Origin of the sequence: Microbispora bryophytorum (assembly GCF_043197435.1) — a bacterium.
GTDB lineage: Bacteria > Actinomycetota > Actinomycetes > Streptosporangiales > Streptosporangiaceae > Microbispora > Microbispora bryophytorum.
Window position 1 is genome coordinate 636,344 of the sequence record NZ_JBICTF010000001.1, and the last position, 18,205, is coordinate 654,548.

Below are 18,205 nucleotides of genomic sequence, written 5' to 3' on the forward strand. Positions count from 1 at the left end.
CCCCCATTCGCTGCCCACGATAGCCAGCCCGCGAACGCGCCGATCGGCGGGCTCACGCGTCCCCGAGGCAGGCGACCGTCTGCTCGGCGATCTCCAGTTCCTCGTTGGTGGGCACCACCAGCACCGTCACCTCGGCGCCCTCCGGGGAGACCACCCTGGCCTCCGCCGACTCGGCGGCGTTGCGCTCGGGATCGATCTCGATGCCGAGCCTGGTGAGCCCGTTCACCGCGAGCGCGCGGACACGGGAGCTGTTCTCCCCCACCCCGCCGGTGAAGACGAGGGCGTCAACGCGGCCGAGCGCGGCGTAGTAGGCGCCGATATAGGCCCGCACGCGGTAGCCGTAGACGTCGAGCGCGAGCCGGGCGTCCTCATCCCCCGCGTCGGCCAGCCGCCACACCTCGCGCATGTCGTTGGCCCCGCACATGCCGAGCAGGCCGCTCTCCTTGTTCAGCGCGGCGTCGACGCCCGCCAGGTCCATGCTGGCGACCCGGCCGAGGTAGGCGCCCAGAGCAGGGTCGACGTCCCCGGAACGGGTGCCCATCACCAGCCCCGCCAGCGGAGTGATGCCCATCGAGGTGTCCACGCTGCGCCCGCCCCGCACCGCCGTCGCGCTCGCGCCGTTGCCGAGATGCAGCACGATCGAGTTCACCTCGTCGTACGGCCGGCCGAGCAGCGCGGCCGCCCGGCGGGAGACGTACGCCGTGGACGTGCCGTGGAAGCCGTAGCGGCGCACGCCGAGCTTGCGCGTCCACTCGCGGGGGACGGCGTAGGTGTGCGCGTGGGGCGGGATCGTGCCGTGGAAGGCGGTGTCGAAGACGGCGACGTGCGGCAGGCCGGGGAAGGCCCGCCGGGCGACCCGGATGCCCTCCAGGTTGGCCGGGTTGTGCAACGGCGCCAGCGGCGCCATCTCCTCGATGGCCCGCTCGACCTCGTCGTCGATCAGCACCGGTGTGACGAACCGGCTGCCGCCGTGGACGACCCGGTGGCCCACGGCGGTCACGCCGTCGAGCGGCGGCCCGTGCTCGGCGAAGGCCGCGAGCACCGCCTTCAGCCCCTCCTCGTGGTCGGCCACCCGGCGCTCGGTCCGCACGCCGTCGTGGGTGACCACGCTCTCGTCCTCGCCGATGCGCTCGATCAGCCCGCCGGCCACGGCCCGGCGCGTCCCCATGTCGATGAGGCGGTACTTGATGGACGACGACCCCGTGTTCAGGACGAGGACCTGCCCGCTCACCGTGTCTCCTCCCGCGCCTGCGCGCTCACTGTGCTTTCCATCGCGCCTGCGCTCACCGTGTCTCCCACCGCGCCTGCGCGCTCACCGTGTCTCCCACCGCGCCTGCGCTCACTGAGCCTCCTCGTGCGCCTGCGCCTGGATGGCGGTGATCGCGACGGTGTTGACGATGTCGCCCACGGTCGCGCCGCGGGACAGGTCGTTGACCGGTTTGCGCAGGCCCTGCAGGACCGGCCCGATCGCGACCGCGCCGGCGCTGCGCTGCACGGCCTTGTAGAGGTTGTTGCCCGTGTTGAGGTCGGGCACCACGAACACCGTCGCCCGCCCGGCCACCGCGCTGCCGGGCATCTTGGTGCGCGCCACGCTCGGCTCGGCCGCGGCGTCGTACTGGATCGGGCCCTCGACCGGCAGATCCGGCCGCAGCTCGCGGACCCGCGCGGTGGCCTCACGCACCTTCTCCACCTCAGGCCCCGCGCCGGACTCGCCGGTCGAGTACGACAGCATGGCCACGCGCGGCTCGACCCCGAACCTGGCGGCCGTGGCGGCCGACGAGATCGCGATGTCGGCGAGCTGGGCGGCCGTGGGGTCGGGGACGACGGCGCAGTCGCCGTACACGAGGACGCGGTCGGCCAGGCACATGAAGAAGACGCTGGACACCACGCCGACGCCCGGCGAGGTCTTGATGATCTCGAACGAGGGCCTGATCGTGTGGGCCGTGGTGTGGGCGGCGCCGGAGACCATGCCGTCGGCCAGCCCGAGGTGGACCATCATCGTGCCGAAGTAGGAGACGTCGGTGACGATGTCGCGGGCCTGCCCGGCCGTCACACCCTTGTGCGCGCGCAGCCGGGCGTACTCCTCGGCGAACAGCTCGCGCAGCTCCGGATCGAACGGGCTGACCACGCGGGCGCCCTCGACGGCCAGGCCCATCGTGGCCGCCGCCAGCCGGATCTCCCGCTCGTCGCCCAGCAGGGTCAGCTCGGCCACGCCCCGGCGCAGCAGGCTGTCGGCGGCGCGCAGGATCCGCGGCTCGGCGCCCTCCGGCAGCACGATGTGCCTGCGGTCGGTGCGGGCACGGTCCAGCAGGTCGTACTCGAACATGAGCGGGGTGATCGCGGCGGCCTTGGTGACCTGCAGATTGCGCAGCAGCGCCCCGGCGTCGACGTGCTCGGCGAAGACCCCGAGCGCCGTGTCGATCTTGCCCTTGGCGTCCGGGCTGAACCGGCCCTCTGCCCTCGACAAGCTGGTCGCGGTCTCGAACGTGCCGCCGTCGGTCGTGATGATCGGCAGCCGGATGTCCATGCCCTTCAGCAGGCGGACGACCGCGTCGGGCAGTTCGAGCCCGCCGTTGAGGATGATCGCCGACAGGGCGGGGAACGTGGGGGCCTTGTGCGCCGACAGCAGTCCCGGCACCAGCGCGGCGGCCCGGTCGGCGGGGACGACGACCGCCAGGCCCTCGGTGAGGCGCTCCAGGATGTTCGGCAGCGACATCGCGCCGATCATCAGCCCGCCCGTCTCCCGGCCGAGCTGGTCGGCGTCGCCCATGAACAGCTCGCCGTCGCAGGCGGCCATCAGGTCGCTCACCGTGGGCGCGGACAGCCGCCGCACCTCCGGCAGGACGTAGGCGGGGACGCGGGCGGCGACCTCGTCCACCAGGCCGGGGGCGACCCGCGTGACGACCGTGGCCAGCTCGGTCGCGTGCCGCTCGGCCAGTTCCTTGCGCGACATCTCGACCGCCGCGGCGATCTCCTCCGGGGTGCGGTCGAGCCCGGTCACCACGTTCATCACCGGCGTGCCCAGGTTGGCGGCGAGCTCGGCGTTGAACACGAACTCGGTGGGCGCGCCCACGTCGGTGTAGTCGGTGCCGATCACCACGACCGCGTCGCACCGCCCGGCGAGTGCCCGGTAGCGGGCCAGGATCTCCCCGGCCGCGCGCTCCTCGTCGGCGTGCACCTCCTCGTAGGTGGCCCCCGTGCACATGGCGTAGGGCAGGCCGATCCCGAAGCGGCTGCGCGCCGTGTTGATCAGATTGTCCTCACGGCCGGACCGGACGACCGGCCGGAACACACCCACCGCGCCCACCTGGCGGGTCAGCAGCTCGATCATGCCCAGGGCGATCGTGCCCTTGTTGCTCCTCGCGTCGCCGGCCGCGACGTAAACCCCGATCGCCATCGCGCAGTCACCCCTGTCCAGGCGCGGCCCGACGGCCCGCCCCAGAAAGGCTACGCGAAGGGCCCTTCGGGCATACCAGTCGGCCGTCACATCCGTAGGGCCTTTCCTCACTGGTCGTTCGGTCTCACAGCGCGTAAGTGCCCTCGTGCCGCCTGCTCAGGCCGGGAGGCGGGCGAGGATGCCCTCCAGACCGCTGCGCGCCGTGTCCGGGTCGCCGGTGTCGAGGCCGTGCGTGACCTCGTGCCATGGGCTGAGCCGGTGCCACAGCAGTGCCCGTTCTGCGAGCTGCGGGGCGGCGCCGTACTCCGCCGCCACGGCCCGGGCGAAGGTCGGCGGGGCGCCGTGGAGCGCCCATGCCAGGTCGAGCGCCGGATCACCGACGTGCGCGTCGCTGAAGTCGATGACGCCACTCACCGCACCGTCCCGCATCAGCACATGCTCCGGCCCGAGGTCGCCATGCACCAGAGCGTGGGCGGGCAACGCCGCCACGGCGTCCAGCAACGTCGAAGCGACGGCTCGCCGGTCGTCCGGCAGGAGCGGTATGACGCGGGTGCCGAAGTCCTTCACCGTCGCCGCCCGCTCTCTCAGCACTTCCCGCGGCGACGGCACACCGCGCCGTACGGCTTCCGCGGGATCTACCGTGTGCAGGGCCCGCAGGAACGCGCCCAGCGTCCGACCGCCCGCGGCTTCGAAAATCCCGAGCGACTCACCGGCGACCATCTTGTGCCGTACGACCAAGGGCTCCTGCCGCAGGACATGAGGGATCGGGACGGGGAGCGGCAGCCGCTGCGCGAGCCACGGCATCAGGCGGGTCTCCATGACCAGCCGCGCAGCCACCTCCGGGCGCCTGGGACGGCGCTCCACCCACCGCCCCCGGACCAACCGCGCCTGGCTGTCCCATCCCGCCCCGCCCCACTCATCCGACAGTCCCGTCACCGCTCCAATAGATCACCTGTGCGCCGTCCCAGCCCAACCCTTTTCCGTCCCTGGCTTCGAAGCCGGGCGCGGACAGGTCGAACGAATGCTTCCCGGATGATTCACAAGGCTCGAAGCCATTGATCGAGGGCTGCGAAGTCTTCGTCGGTGAGCCCCCTGTATGACTCCACGCGGTGAAGGAGAGCCCGACCGCCATGGCGCGCGGAGACCCAGTCCCTGTCGGCGTCGGTGATCTCGTCGTCTACCCAGGCGAACGGGCGTCCGCCCGCCCAGCTCACCAGAGTCCGGGTCTTCCAGCAGAGCCCGAACCACTGGTCCTCACGTGTGTGGTGGTCGCCCAGACGAGTTCGCAGCGCAGCGCTGCCCGCCATGATCGGTCTGCTGTCTCACTTCGTCACACGCGAGACCGTCGAGCTCGGCTGCTCGCCGGAGGTCCTTGGGGCGGCCCATGGCCCGCCGCATCCGGATGAGGTCCTCGCGGGACACGTAGTGGACTTCCAGGCCGCCCGGGCCGTGTGCCGTGACCGCCCTGTCGAGGATCTCCCGGAGCCGCAGGTCGCCCCAGGGGAGCGCGGGGGTGCAGCAGTCGCCGCTCGCTCCGGGCGCGGTGAACTGCACTTTGGCACGGAGCAGAGCATCCGGATGAGTCGCCATGGGGGTGCCCGTTTCGTCGAAGAGCCGGGCGTCGACGGACAAGAAGGCGGCCGCCAGGGCCGGAGCGTGGACCGGTTCGCCGTCCCAGAGCAGATCCAGATCGCCGGTCAGCTCGGCGGATCCGTGCATGATGCCGGCGACCTGCCCGATCACCACGGCCCGGACGCCATGGCGGTGGAGGGCTTCGAGCAGGGGAAACGGGTCGAATCCGAGGGCGCCGTCCGTGCCGATCGTGCCGACGTCGTCGTCGGCGTCCTCATGGCCCAGGCCGGTGCCCGCCCGGTTGAGGGCGAGTTCACGCGTGCGCCGGGCGGCGGCGCGCAGTCGTTCCAGCGGATCGTCGGTCATCGGATTCATGCAACACCGGCCGCCCTCGGAGTGCACGCGAATTTCCGACGAGCACGGTCAGGTCGCTCGCGGACGGTTCGATAATTGCGTCAGGTCATGCGAACGTCACACACGGTGATGCGCGGAGCCGTCTTCCCAGATATGCTTCCAGATGCCGCCCCCTGCGAGGGGGAGAGGAAGTGAGCCCGGGCTTACCGCCGGAATTGACGGGAACCCGGGCTTCGCGTTCTCGGGATCATTCCCGGTTATGCGCGATCATTCGCAGATCACGCGCTCGGTCATGCGCTCGCCGCGCAGCAGACGCCACATTCAGTCATCCCCCGCCTCCGCTCTGGCAACTATTCCCGCGACCACATCGGGCAGCCAGAGGAGTTCCTCGGCGAGAGGATCGCCCCACTGAACATGCATGTCGTGCGGCAGCGCTTGCCGAGCGCGAAGGGCGTTGACCAAGTCAAGGTCCTCTTTGTCGCCTGCGGCGTTCCTACGTTCCATGACCACGTGCCGTATGTCATTGGACGCCAACTGCCACAGCAGCCGCTCCAGGCACTTACGCCGAGCTCGCCTTTGCTTCGCAGGCAGGAGCCCGGCGCCGATCACGATGTTCAAGGTCGGCGACAGGGCTGCGACGGCACGAGCGATCACCAGGCGCCGCTTCCGGTCTTCGTCTCGCCAGTGCAGCCGCGGCTGCTTGGTCAGCAGGAGGCCACGCAGGACCGCACGGTATTCAGCGGCACGATCGACAGGGACGGCGACAGCGGCCAGCACGTAAAGACCCTCTTCGAGACGCATGGACTCGTCCACATACGCACATGACTCCCTGTACATGGGCCGTTACTTCAGGTTGACATCCTGATGCCCGCGTCATGAATCGGAGGACGGGACGGGATCCCGGAGAAGACCCAGGCCGTTCTCATCGAGACAGGCAAGAGGCCGTCCGGATGCGCCGCCGGGGCGGCGCATCCGTACGGCCGTTGTGGTGTTATCTCACGAGGCGGTGCAGGTCACCGGCGACGGGACGGCGTTGGTCCCGTTCCAGCTCGCCTGGAACCCGAACGTGGTGGACGCCCCGGAGCCGACCGAGCCGTTGTAGCTCACGTTCGTGACCGTGACGTTCGCCCCGGACTGGCTGACCGTGCCGTTCCAGAACTGGCTGACCGTCTGGCCGTTGGCGAAGGCCCACTTGACGTTCCAGCCGCTGATCGAGGCGCTGCCGGTGTTCTTCACCGTGACCTCGCCCTGGAAGCCGCCCGGCCACTGGTTGACCACGGTGTACGTCGCCGAGCACCCCTTGCCGCCCGACGGGCTCGCCGAGGGTGACGGGCTCGGGGACGGGCTGGGCGAGCGCGACGGGCTGGCCGACGGACTGGGCGACGGGCTCCGGGACGGCGACGGCGACTTCGACGGGGACGCCGAGGGCGAAGCGGACGGCGACGGCGACGGGGACGCCGAGGGCGAAGCGGACGGCGACGGCGACGGGGAGGACCCGCCGTCGCGGTCGCCGTAGATGATGCCCCGGCCGTTGGTGCCGAGGTAGACCCGGCCGTAGATCCGCGGGTCGCCGGTCAGGGCCTCGCCCATGTTGCCGTACTGGTGCTGGTCGTCGTTGATGCGCACCCAGCTCGCGCCGGTGTCGTCGGACCGGAACAGGCCCTGCACGCCGTCCACGGTGCCGGCCAGGTAGAGGGCCTGGTACGTCTTGCCGGGCGCCGCCTTGCCGAAGCCGATGTTGATCGAGCTGCCGACGTTCGACAGCTTGGTGAACGAGGCCCCCGAGTTGGTGGAGTGCCACAGGCCGCCCTCGCCGGCCAGCCAGACGTCGCCCTCCTTGCCCGGCAGCGCCTTGAAGTGCACGCCGGTCGTGGGCAGCCCGGTCGCCGCCGTGGCGCCGAAGCTCGCACCGCCGTTGGTGCTCACGTAGAACTTGCCGCCGGAGAAGGCGTAGAACTTCTGCGCGTTCACCCGGTCGGACTCGACGATCGCGTTGGCCGGAACACCGGTGGAGGCGCTCCAGCTGTTGCCGAAGCCGACGGAGTAGACGACCTGGATGCCGGGGTCGGCGGGCGACCAGACGAAGCGGCTGCCGTCGGCCGCCGCGGCGACCGTGCCGCCGTTGTTGATCCCGCCCGGCTCGGTGCCCTGGAACCAGTTGGCCCCGCCGTCGGTGGAGAAGGCCACGTGGCTGTCGTTCGGCCGGTCGGAGTCGGTGAAGTTACCGGCCCGCACCATCACGCTCGGGTTGGTCTCGGCGTAGTCGAGCGAGGTCGTGGAGGTGAAGACGGGCTGGGTGAACATCATGGACGGCACGGCGTCGAGGTTGGTGTGCCGGAAGCCGCCGATGTCGCCCAGGGCGCTGACCAGCGGGGCGCCGCTCGGCGGGCTGATCAGGTCGAGGACGGCGGTCTCCTCCAGGCCCTTCACCATCGGCTTGATCGTGAACTGGCCGCCCGAGTCCCACTTCGTGAGGTCGGTGGTGCCGTAGATCGTCGCGCCGGTGCCGTACATCATCCGGTCGGAGTTGAACGGGTCGATCTCCACCGACTCGTTCATCCAGCCGAGCTTGGGAGTGACCTCGGGCGGCTGGGGGTTCGTGCCGAAGGTCAGCCACGGAGCGGCGGAGATGTCCATCTTGTAGCGGAAGCTGCGGTCCGGGTACGACGTCCAGTCCCAGATGCGGGTCCAGGTCGCGCCGCTGTCGGTGCTCCTGAAGAAGATCGCGTCGGGCCACCAGGAGACCTGGGTGGCGACCATGATCGTGCCGGGGTGCTGGCGGTCGACGGTCAGGCCGCTGTAGCCGAAGTAGTCGTCGCCGCTGCTGGACGGGATCGGGCTGATCTGGGTCCAGGCGCCGGTGGCGGTGGCGTAGCGCCACACGTCGCCCTTGGCGCCGTCGTACGGGCCGCCGGTGTCGCTGGTGGCGATGTAGAGGTAGCCGTTGGCCGTGTCGATCACGCCCTTGTGGGCGATGTAGCCGGTGGGCTGCCCGGACACCCGCTCCCAGGAGGTGCCGCCGTTGGTCGTGCGGTAGACGGTGTTGGCCTTGTCGGCCACGCCCACGTAGACGGTCTGGGTGGCGTTGCCCGAGGTGCCGGTCCGCTTGTCGAAGGTCACCCAGACGACGCCCTGGTTGTCACCGTTGTACGCGTCCCCGGGGCTGGCGACGTAGTTGCCGGCGTTGGGGAAGTTGGTCACCTTCGACCAGGTGGCGCCGGAGTCGGTGCTCCGCCACAGGCCGTTGCCGCTGGGCGCGCCGAAGTAGAGGATGCTGTTCTTGTTCGGGTCCACCGCGAGGCGCTCGCCCATGCCGCGGCCGGGCATGTTGCCGCCCAGCTTGAACGGCAGGGGGCTCACCTGCCAGGTGTCGCCCTTGTTCGACGAGCGCAGGATGGCGCCGTTGTTGGGGTCCCAGCTGTTGGTGTACATGCCGACGGCGGCGTACACCTTGTTGGCGTCCACCGGGTCGGGGGCGATGCCGACGACGCCGTTGTAGCCCCAGTTGGACTGCCCGACCCAGTCGAGCAGCGGCGTCCAGGCCTGGGACGACTGGTTCCAGCGGTACGCGCCGCCGATGTCGGTGCGCGCGTAGATCAGGTCCTTCTGGGCGGGACTGAAGACGATCCCGGGGACGAAGCCGCCTCCGAGGATCTGCACGTTCTTGAACGTGTAGGAGTCGGCGGCGACGGCCGACACCGGGGACATTCTGATCACGGCCGTGACCAGCGCCACGGCGGCGACCACGAGCAGGGCTGCGAATCTTCGCATGGACGGTTTCCCTCCGAGCACGGACAACCGGCCATGCACGACCAGGCGGGGACCCTGACCGTCCTTCTCCCACGTGCATGGAAATCTGAAGGGAAGGTTCACACATCGGCGGAAGCGCCGTCAATAGTTTGGCGTCCAGACTAATTGGAACCGGTTTCACTAATGGCCCGAGCACACGCTCCCGTGGAACATAATTCTGGTTATGACTACTGCTCTCGTGCTCGGCGGCGGAGGAGTCGCCGGCATCGCCTGGGAGGCGGGGATCGTCACCGGCCTGCGCCGCCTCGGCGTCGACCTGGGGACGGCGGACCGGATCATCGGCACCTCGGCCGGCTCGGTCGTCGGAACACTCGTGGCCACCGGCGCCGACCTGGAGGAGGCGATCGCCCACCAGGCCGTGGTGGACACCGGCCCGCCTCCGGCCGTCGACCACATGGACGAGGTGATGCAGGCGTTCGCCATCATGTTCGACCCGACCCTCGACCGGCGGGAGGCCCGGCGCAGGGTCGGCCAGATGGCCCTGGCGGCCAGGGTCGACCACTACGCCGATCGGCTCGCGGCGGTCGGCGAGCGGCTGCCGGTGAAGGAGTGGCCCGAGCGCGAGCTGCTGATCACCAGCGTGGACGCGGCCACCGGCGAGTTCGTCGTATGGGACCGTTCCTCCGGCGCGCCGCTGGTGCTCGCCGTCGCGTCGAGTTGCGCCGTGCCGATGGTCTTCCCGCCCGTGGAGATCAACGGCCGCAGGTACGTGGACGGCGGCGTCCGCTCCGCGACCAACGCCGACCTCGCGGAGGGCGCCCGCGCGCTCGTGGTGCTCGAACCGCTCGGCACCCTGACCCCCCGGGCCGTGCTCGACGCCGAGATGGCGAAGGCGGGCGCGCCCACGTCGTACGTCGTCCACCCCGACACCGCGTCGGTCGCGGTGTTCGGCCAGAACGTCCTCGACCCGGCCCTGTGGGGACCGGCCTTCGCGGCCGGGATCGACCAGGCCGCCGCCCTCGCCGAGCCGATCGCCGCCGTCTGGTCCTGACCCCCGGGCCTGCCCGCCGCCCCGCCCGTACGACGGGCGGCGTCACACGGCTGGCGTCACACGGCTGGCGTCACACGGCTGGCGTCACACCGGCGGCCGGCGCGGGAACGCTCCCGCGCCGGCCGCCCGGCGCCGGGACCGGTATCTCACCGGGCCCTTTCCTACCGGGTCTCGGCGACCGCCTTGCTGACCGCGTTGGGGCCGTCGTACTGCCGGTCGGGGATGCGATCGAGCGCGTCGATGACGTCGTCGTCCGCCCCCTGGTCACGGGCCGTGCGGATCAGGTCCGACTTGCCGGCCGGATAGTCCACGCCCTTCAGGTGCTTCTGCATCTGGATCGGGTTCGGTGCGTCGGCCATGACATGCCCCCCTTCGTCGGTGTTCGTCCTGTTCTCCCTCGCGTACCCCCTCTCTCCCGCACCACACGGGAACGGCGCGGCGCGGGGCCGGTCAGGCGTTGGCGGTCTGCTGCGTGACGATGTGGACGGCGAGCCCGGCCAGCACCGTGCCCATCAGATAACGCTGCACCCTCAGCCAGGCCGGGCGCTTGTTGAGGAAGGCGGCGACGGTGCCGGCGGTGATGACGATGGCGCCGTTGACGGTCAGGGCGATGACGATCTGGGTGAGCCCGAGCAGCAGGCTCTGCTCGGCGACATGACCGCGCGCGGGGTCGACGAACTGCGGCAGCAGGGACACATAGAGGATCGCGAGCTTGGGATTGAGCAGGCAGGTGAGCAGCCCCATGGTGAACAGCTTGCGTGGCGGATCGGGCGGCAGCGGACGGGGCGTGAAGGCCGACTCGCCCCCCGGCTTGAGCGCGTTCCAGGCGAGCCAGAGGAGATAGGCCGCACCCGCCAGCTTGATCGCCAGGTAGAGCGGCGGCACGACGGTGAAGACCGCGATGAGTCCCGCGGTGACCGCGGTGAGGTAGACCAGGAAGCCGGCCCCGATGCCCGCCAGGGAGTACAGCCCGGCCCTGCGGCCCTGGAGGATCGACCGTGAGACCAGATAGATCATGTTGGGGCCCGGCGAGAGGACGAGACCGAGGGCGATGGCCGCGATCCCGAGGACCGCGCTCAAGCTGATCATTGATTGGCCTTTCCCTGTCCGATTCGGTGCGACGGTTTTCTTGGCCCGCGAATAGCGTGGCCGCCCGGCCGTTTCGAGCGTACGTCTTTCCGCCGGGAAATCCCCACGAGGGCGGGCACCCGCCCTCGCCGGTTCGGGCACACCCGATAATGGCGATCCTGGACGACCCTTGTCGCACATCTCGATTGGTGAGACGAATTTCCATCGTGATCGCCTACCGAAACCGGAACATCACCCTCCGCCAAGAACATCGATCCTCTCCCGCCGAGACCGTCAAACTCCCTCTTGACTCACGGTGAACCAACGGTAAACATTGCCTCCGGAGAGAGGGGATCTCCTTTCGGCGGGATCGGGGAATTTTAGGGGGCAACTCGTGCTCGAAATACGAGTCCTGTCATGGGAACCGCACGCGGCGGCGCGGCCGTGGCGAGCCGCGTCGATTCCGGGAAACCGTTCACGGCCGGGCACGGGCGCGGCGAACGACATCGGACCGCGGCGTGAACAGGCCGCAGGCTCGGGAACGCGGGGCGAACCGGCCATGCGCCCGGAAACGCCGGTCGTCCTGTGACCGCGCCGAAACAGGCGGCGAGCGGGACCTCGCCGACGGACAGTGACGCGGCTCCGGCGATTCTGTACTACATCCGCGACCCGGCCAACATCTGCACCGTCATCGGGCTGTCCCTCGCCGTCGTCGCGCTCTACCTGCTGCTTCACGAGCGGATTCACTGGGCGACGGTGGCGCTGCTGGCCGCGGTCGCCTGCGACCTCCTCGACGGTCAGATCGCCCGCAGGACGCCGGGGCGCACGCCCGACCACGGGCGGATCGGGGTGCAACTCGACTCACTCGTCGACATCGTGACCTCGGCCGTCGTTCCCGGGATGCTGCTGCTGGTCATGGGCGGCCGTCAGGCGGTGTTCCTGCCCGGGGCGATCCTGATCGCCGTCGCGGGCGTGCTCAGGCTCAGCTACTTCAACGTCCACAGCGCGGGCGGCGACCACTTCCGGGGACTGCCCGTCTATTACAACCCCCTCGCCGTGGCCGGCGCCGTGCTTCTGGCGCGATGGCTGGGCGTATACACGGTGTACGCCACCATTATCGCGCTCGTCGTATTGAACCTCTCCTCACTGCGCGTGCCGAAGCAGCGGGGAATCGGGCTGTGGTGCCTGTTCGCGGCCACGTTCGCACTCATGGCCGCACTGATCGCGACCAATTGACGTATTCGTGCCCGCCCCTGAGCGGGGCACGTTTTCAGCATGCCGGAAACGGCACCGTCGGGGAGGATGTGAATGACCGCGCTCGCACTCGGACGACGTCAGTATCTGGATTTGGAGAAACTCGCACTGGGCGCATTTTCACCGGTGACAGGATTCATGGACCGGCGCGAGTGGAAAAGTGTCGTGGAGACCATGCGGCTGCCGGACGGTGAGCTGTTTCCGCTCCCGATCGCTCTGGACGTGGACTCCGCCCTGGCACGGCAGGTGGAGGGGACGGCGCGGGTGACGCTGACCTACCGGGGCGCGCGTGTGGCCGAGGTGGCCGTGAGCGACGTCTTCCGGCGGGATCTGCGGGCCGACGCCCGTGAGATCTTCGGAACGGATCGCCCGGACCATGCCGGGGTGAAAGCCTTCCTCGGCCTGCCGGGCTTCTTCATCGGCGGCCGGGTCGTCGACTTCGAGCGCGCCCCGGCCGAGGACGGCCTCGCGGAGCTGACGCCCGCCGAGAGCCGGCGCGTGTTCGCCGAGAACGGATGGGAGACGGTCGCCGGGTTCCAGACCCGCAACCCGCCCCACCGTGCGCACGAATATCTGCAACGCGTCGCCCTTGAGCACGTGGACGGGCTCCTCGTCCAGCCGCTCGTGGGACGCAAGAAGCCTGGTGATTTCGCGCCCGACGCGGTGCTGCGGGGTTATCGGGCCCTGCTCGACCACGTCTATCCGAAGGACCGCGTCCTGCTGTCGCCCATCACGGTCTCCATGTGGTACGCCGGTCCCCGGGAGGCGGTCTTCCACGCCGTCATCCGGCGCAACTACGGCTGCACGCACTTCATCGTCGGCCGCGACCACGCCGGCGTGGGCGACTGGTACGGCAAGTACGCCGCCCACGAGCTGACCAGGCGGTTCGACGGCGAGCTGGGCATCCGGATCATGCGGCTGCACGGCCCGTATCACTGCGAGATCTGCGACGGGATCGTGACGGAACGGACATGCCGCCACGGCGGCACGGCCGCGACGACGGAGATCAGCGGGACCTGGATGAGGCGGATGCTGCAGTCCGAGACCATGCCCCCCACCCACGTCATGCGGCGGGAAGTGGTGGCCGCCGTGCGCGGCGCCGGGCAGTTGTTCATCGAGGAGGAGAGCGCATGAGCCATACCCGCGTCATCGCCACCATCGGGCCGGCGACGAGGTCCGCGGAAACGCTCGCGCGCCTGGCCCGAGCCGGGATGAACCTGGTGCGGCTCAACGCCTCGCACAACACCCTGGACTGGCACCGGGACACGATCGCACTGGTCCGTCGGGTGCTCCCCGCGACACCGATCCTCCTCGACGTGCCCGGGCGGAAGATCCGCACCGCGAACCTCGCGTCGGAGCCCGTGTTCGGCGTCGGAGACACGATCATCCTCACCACGCAGACCGGTGACGACGGCGGCCGGAAGGTGCCGATCAGCTCACGCCGGCTGCACCTGGACGTGTCCGCGGGCGACACGCTGCTGGCCGACGACGGCAAGTTGCGGTTCACCGTCGTCGATGTCAGGGGCCCCGACCTGCACTGCCGGGCCGAGGTGGCGGGCCGGCTGCGCAGCAGGAAGGGCATCAACGCCCCCGGCGTGGACCTCGGCGGCGAACTCGTCGGCGAACGCGACCGTGAGATGCTCGCCTTCGCCCGCGAGACCGGCGTCGACCTGGTGGGGATCAGCTTCGTCGAGTCGGCCGGGCATGTCGGGCTGGTCAGGCAGGAGCTGTCCGGCGGCCACGCCGGCATCGTCGCCAAGATCGAGACTCCCCGGGCCGTACGCAACCTGGAGGAGATCATCGACAGCGCTGACGCGATCATGATCGATCGCGGCGACCTGTCGATCGAGACGGACGTCAAGCAGATCGGGTTGCTGCAGAAGGAGATCCTGGCCCGGTCGGCGGAGTTCGACAAGCCCGTCATCGTCGCGACCGAGATGCTGGACAGCATGATCGAAAGGCCGTATCCGACGAAGGCCGAGATCCTCGACATCACCAACGCCGTCCTCGCCGGCGCGGCCGGTGTCATGCTCTCCGGTGAGACCGCGGTGGGAGCCCATCCGGTCGAGTCGGTCAGGACGATGAAACAGGTCGCCTCGGCCGCGGAGGAGTACCTGCGGAAGGCCGAGGCCTCCGGCGACGCCGGACCGGCGCCCGCGCACGTCCTGACCGTCCGGCTGGCGGGCGGCTCCGCCGCCGATCCCGCCGGGCGGCAGCGGTGACGCCGCACGGGTGATCGGCACGGGTGATCGGCACGGGTGATCGGCACGGGTGATCGCACGACCCGATCCGCCGCTGGTCCGGCGTCGGCTGACGCCACTCCGTCCTCCCCTCTTTCCGGCACGGCTCCTCGGTACGGCTATTCATCGGACACGAAAGAGGCCTCCGACCGTGACACTGAAGACCGCTGACGTCATGCACGTCCTGCTGGCTCTGACGATCCTCGTCCTCGCGGCGCACGCCGGCGCCGAGCTCTTCAGACGCCTACGCCAGCCGCCCGTGATCGGCGAGATAGCGGGCGGCCTTCTCCTGGGGCCGACCGTGCTCGGCTATCTCCTCCCCGGGGCCGGGCAGTGGGTGTTCCCGGCGGAGGGGCCGACCACGTCCGTGATGGGCGCGTTCTACCATCTCGGGCTGTTCCTCCTCGTCTACCTCATCGGCTTCGAGCTGGGCGGCACCAGGGCCGGGGCGGAGCGGCGGACCGTCGTCTGGATCACGGTGGCCGGGCTGGCGGTGCCGTTCGCCTCGGGACTGCTCATCGCCCGGTCGGCGGACATGACCGCGCTCGCCGGCCCACTGGGCTCCCCCGCCACGCTGAGCCTGGTCTTCGGGACGGCCATCGCGGTGACGAGCATCCCGGTCATCTCCCGGATCATGCTCGACATCGGCATCATGCGGACGCGTTTCGCGCGGGTCGTGCTCTCCGTGGCCGTTCTCGAGGACGTCGTGCTGTACGTCATCCTCTCCCTGATCCTGGCGATGGCGCAGATCAGGGCGAGCGAGGCGTACGGGCTGTGGGCGCTGACCGGAGTCGACTCGGCGGCGCTCACGATCGCGTACTACATCCTGGCCTCGCTCGTCTTCCTGGGATTTCTCCTGTGGCTGGGCCCGCGGATCCTGGACCGCCTTTCCGCCAGCCGGCTGAACATCATCGAGACGCGCAGCCCGGTGGCGTTCCTCATCGCCGTCATCTTCCTGCTCTGCGTGCTGTGCGTGGGGCTGGGTATCGACCCCGTCTTCGGGGCGCTGATGGTCGGATTCAGCGTCGGGCGGCTCCCGACGGAGCGCGCGGCGGCGGCGCACAAGACCATCAAGGGCATCTCGCTGGCCTTCTTCGTGCCGGTGTACTTCGCGATCGTCGGTCTCAAGCTGGATCTGATCCACAACTTCCCCCTGGCGTTCTTCGCCTGGTTCTTCGCCGTCGCCTGTGTGGTCAAGTGGGGCAGCGTGTGGGTCGGCGCCCGGCTGGCCGGGGAGGACCGCAGCTCGGCCACGAACCTCGCGACGGCGATGAACGCGAGGGGCGGCCCCGGCATCGTGCTCGCGTCGACCACGTTCAGCGCGGGCGTGATCAACGAGGCGTTCTTCACCGCGCTGGTCATCTTGTCGATCATCACCTCGCAGCTCGCCGGGGTGTGGCTGACGGCGATGGTCTCCCGCGGGCACTTCCGGTCGGTCCCCGACGTCGCCCGGGACCACGGCGCGAAGGTGACGGCGGGCGCCGAGTGACGCCGATCGCCGAACCTGACCTGCGCTTACCTGCACTTTTGTCACGATTGGGTATACGGGGGCCGCCTTTGTGAGACGGGGAGACGCGCGGGTAGCTGGCATTGCGTGCCTGATGCCCAATTGCTGGCCGCACAGGATCTGCGGCTCGACGTCAACGTTCTGGACTACGCGATCCTCGCTCTGTACTTCCTCGTGGTCCTGGGAATCGGCTTCGCCGCGAAACGGGCCGTACGGACGAGTCTGGACTTCTTCCTCTCGGGCCGCGCGCTTCCCGCATGGATCACCGGCCTGGCCTTCATGTCCGCCAACCTGGGCGCGACCGAGGTCCTCGGTATGGCGGCGAACGGCGCGCAGTACGGCGCGATGACCCTGCACTACTACTGGATCGGCGCGGTCCCCGCCATGGTGTTCCTCGGCGTCGTGATGATGCCGTTCTACTACCGGTCCAAGGTGCACAGCGTCCCGGAGTTCATGCGCCGCCGCTTCAACGGGGCGACCCAGCTGCTCAACGCCGGGACCTTCGCCGTCGCGCAGATCCTCATCGCCGGGATCAACCTGTACGCGCTGGCGCTCATCATGGACGCCATGCTCGGCTGGCCGCTGTGGCTGTCCGTCCTCGTGTCGGCCGCGATCGTGCTGGCGTACATCACGCTCGGCGGCCTGTCCTCGGCGATCTACAACGAGGTCATGCAGTTCTTCGTGATCGTCGCCGGGCTCGTGCCTGTGGTGATCATCGGGCTGACCCGAGTCGGCGGCTTCTCCGGCCTCGGTGAGAAGGTCAAGCAGAGCGTGCTCGGCGAGGGCGGGCTGCACACCTGGGCGCACACCGCCGGCACCGACAACCCGCTCAACGCCAACTGGATCGGCTTGGTCTTCGGCCTCGGCTTCGTGCTGTCCTTCGGCTACTGGACCACGAACTTCGCCGAGGTGCAGCGCGCGCTGTCGGCGCGCAACACCACCGCCGCCCGGCTGACCCCGATCGTCGCGGCCTACCCGAAGCTCGTGATCCCGGTCGTCACCGTCATCCCCGGTCTCATCGCGGTCGTGCTGTTCGGCAACCTCGGCAAGGACGGCGGGCCGACGTACAACGAGGCGATCCCGCTGCTCATGAACGAGTTCCTGCCCAACGGCGTGCTCGGCGTCGCGGTGACCGGCCTGCTCGCGTCGTTCATGGCCGGCATGGCCGCCAACATCAGCGGGTTCAACACGGTCTTCACCCAGGACATCTGGAAGGCGCACATCAACGGCGACCACCCCGACGAGTGGTACGTGCGGCTCGGCCGCATCGCCACCGTCGTCGGCGTCCTCGCCGGAATAGGCACGGCGTTCATCGCCGCCGGGTTCGGCAACATCATGAACTACCTGCAGTCGCTGTTCTCGTTCTTCAACGCCCCGCTGTTCGCGACGTTCATCATCGGCCTGTTCTGGCGCCGGATGACCGCCTGGGCGGGTTTCTGGGGCCTGCTGAGCGGCACCGTGTGCGCCTTCGCCTCGTACATCCTCTACAAGGCGGGCGTGGTCGACTTCGGCACCGAGCTGAACGCGAGCTTCTGGGGCGCCGGCATCGCCTTCGTGGTCGACGCGATCGTCTCCGTCGTGGTCACGCTCGCCACCACCCCCAAGCCGGACAGCGAGCTGCGCGGGCTCGTCTACGGCCTGAGCGACGCGTCCGTCTCCGACGACGCGCTGGCAGGCGACGCCGCCTGGTATCGCTCCCCCCTTGTCCTCGGCGCGGGCGCGGTTGTCCTCGCCGCCGCGTTCTACCTGCCCTTCCTGTAGGAGGTTTGCATGGCCGCCCCGCAACGGCTCTTCGACATCCGCCGCGTGATCGGTGGTCTGTTCCTGGCGTACGGACTGATCCTCACGGTCACCGGGCTGTTCGACGGCGCCCAGGAGATCCAGAAGGCGGAGGGCATCCGCATCAACCTGTGGGCGGGCATCGCGATGCTCGTCGTCGGCGGGGCGTTCCTGCTCTGGGAGCGCCTGCGCCCGTCCGACGCCCCCTCCCCCTCCGACGAACAGGAGTGAAC

15 protein-coding genes are annotated in these 18,205 nt (G+C 69.7%); 7 read left to right on the plus strand and 8 right to left on the minus strand.

Translation table 11 applies throughout. The annotated features are described in order from the left end of the window. Positions 1-52: 52 nt before the first annotated feature. The 6 genes from ACGFIB_RS02960 to ACGFIB_RS02985 form a co-directional block, all read right to left on the minus strand. On the minus strand, positions 53-1,231 hold the full coding sequence (locus ACGFIB_RS02960) for an acetate/propionate family kinase (protein WP_393368057.1): 1,179 nt from the start codon (positions 1,229-1,231) through the stop codon (positions 53-55). A gap of 108 nt (positions 1,232-1,339) precedes the next feature. Beyond that, the gene (gene pta / locus ACGFIB_RS02965) at positions 1,340-3,397 is read right to left on the minus strand and encodes a phosphate acetyltransferase (RefSeq protein WP_393368059.1); all 2,058 of its coding nucleotides are present in this window, start codon (positions 3,395-3,397) and stop codon (positions 1,340-1,342) included. 156 nt (positions 3,398-3,553) lie between these two features. After that, positions 3,554-4,333, minus strand: coding sequence for a phosphotransferase (locus ACGFIB_RS02970; RefSeq protein ID WP_393368061.1), 780 nt, complete (start codon positions 4,331-4,333; stop codon positions 3,554-3,556). A gap of 318 nt (positions 4,334-4,651) precedes the next feature. After that, positions 4,652-5,335, minus strand: coding sequence for a hypothetical protein (locus tag ACGFIB_RS02975; protein ID WP_393368063.1), 684 nt, complete (start codon positions 5,333-5,335; stop codon positions 4,652-4,654). A 309-nt stretch (positions 5,336-5,644) separates the two neighbouring features. Continuing rightward, positions 5,645-6,136: a hypothetical protein gene (locus ACGFIB_RS02980; protein WP_393368065.1), complete on the minus strand. Its 492-nt coding sequence runs from the start codon at positions 6,134-6,136 to the stop codon at positions 5,645-5,647. A 183-nt stretch (positions 6,137-6,319) separates the two neighbouring features. Then, on the minus strand, positions 6,320-9,094 hold the full coding sequence (locus tag ACGFIB_RS02985; protein ID WP_393368067.1) for a cellulose binding domain-containing protein: 2,775 nt from the start codon (positions 9,092-9,094) through the stop codon (positions 6,320-6,322). 202 nt (positions 9,095-9,296) lie between these two features. Here ACGFIB_RS02985 and ACGFIB_RS02990 point away from each other — a divergent pair, with 202 nt between their 5' ends. Continuing rightward, positions 9,297-10,124, plus strand: coding sequence for a patatin-like phospholipase family protein (locus tag ACGFIB_RS02990; protein ID WP_393368069.1), 828 nt, complete (start codon positions 9,297-9,299; stop codon positions 10,122-10,124). 161 nt (positions 10,125-10,285) lie between these two features. Here the strand turns inward: ACGFIB_RS02990 and ACGFIB_RS02995 are convergent, their stop codons facing one another. Both ACGFIB_RS02995 and ACGFIB_RS03000 read right to left on the minus strand, forming a co-directional pair. Then, entirely contained in the window at positions 10,286-10,483 is a 198-nt protein-coding gene (locus ACGFIB_RS02995) for a DUF2795 domain-containing protein (RefSeq protein ID WP_191052051.1), read from the minus strand. Positions 10,484-10,574: 91 nt separating this feature from the next. Continuing rightward, positions 10,575-11,213 carry a LysE family translocator gene (locus ACGFIB_RS03000; protein WP_357246804.1) on the minus strand — a complete coding sequence of 213 codons (639 nt, stop codon included), beginning with the start codon at positions 11,211-11,213 and terminating at the stop codon, positions 10,575-10,577. A 564-nt stretch (positions 11,214-11,777) separates the two neighbouring features. On the opposite strand from ACGFIB_RS03000, the gene ACGFIB_RS03005 reads away from it, so the two are divergent. The 6 genes from ACGFIB_RS03005 to ACGFIB_RS03030 all read left to right on the plus strand — a co-directional run bounded on the left by ACGFIB_RS03005 (position 11,778) and on the right by ACGFIB_RS03030 (position 18,203). Further along, positions 11,778-12,428 carry a CDP-alcohol phosphatidyltransferase family protein gene (locus tag ACGFIB_RS03005; RefSeq protein WP_142568311.1) on the plus strand — a complete coding sequence of 217 codons (651 nt, stop codon included), beginning with the start codon at positions 11,778-11,780 and terminating at the stop codon, positions 12,426-12,428. 72 nt (positions 12,429-12,500) lie between these two features. Next, positions 12,501-13,580: a sulfate adenylyltransferase gene (sat, locus tag ACGFIB_RS03010; protein WP_357157111.1), complete on the plus strand. Its 1,080-nt coding sequence runs from the start codon at positions 12,501-12,503 to the stop codon at positions 13,578-13,580. Next, positions 13,577-14,668 (plus strand): pyruvate kinase, encoded by a 1,092-nt coding sequence (gene pyk / locus ACGFIB_RS03015; protein WP_393368072.1) that lies wholly within the window; start codon positions 13,577-13,579, stop codon positions 14,666-14,668. The genes sat and pyk overlap by 4 nt, the downstream gene beginning before the upstream one ends. 169 nt (positions 14,669-14,837) lie before the next feature. Beyond that, on the plus strand, positions 14,838-16,175 hold the full coding sequence (locus ACGFIB_RS03020; RefSeq protein ID WP_393368074.1) for a cation:proton antiporter: 1,338 nt from the start codon (positions 14,838-14,840) through the stop codon (positions 16,173-16,175). 105 nt (positions 16,176-16,280) lie between these two features. Next, positions 16,281-17,954 carry a sodium:solute symporter family protein gene (locus tag ACGFIB_RS03025; protein WP_229689621.1) on the plus strand — a complete coding sequence of 558 codons (1,674 nt, stop codon included), beginning with the start codon at positions 16,281-16,283 and terminating at the stop codon, positions 17,952-17,954. 9 nt (positions 17,955-17,963) lie between these two features. Continuing rightward, entirely contained in the window at positions 17,964-18,203 is a 240-nt protein-coding gene (locus ACGFIB_RS03030; protein WP_142568307.1) for a hypothetical protein, read from the plus strand. Positions 18,204-18,205 lie beyond the last annotated feature (2 nt).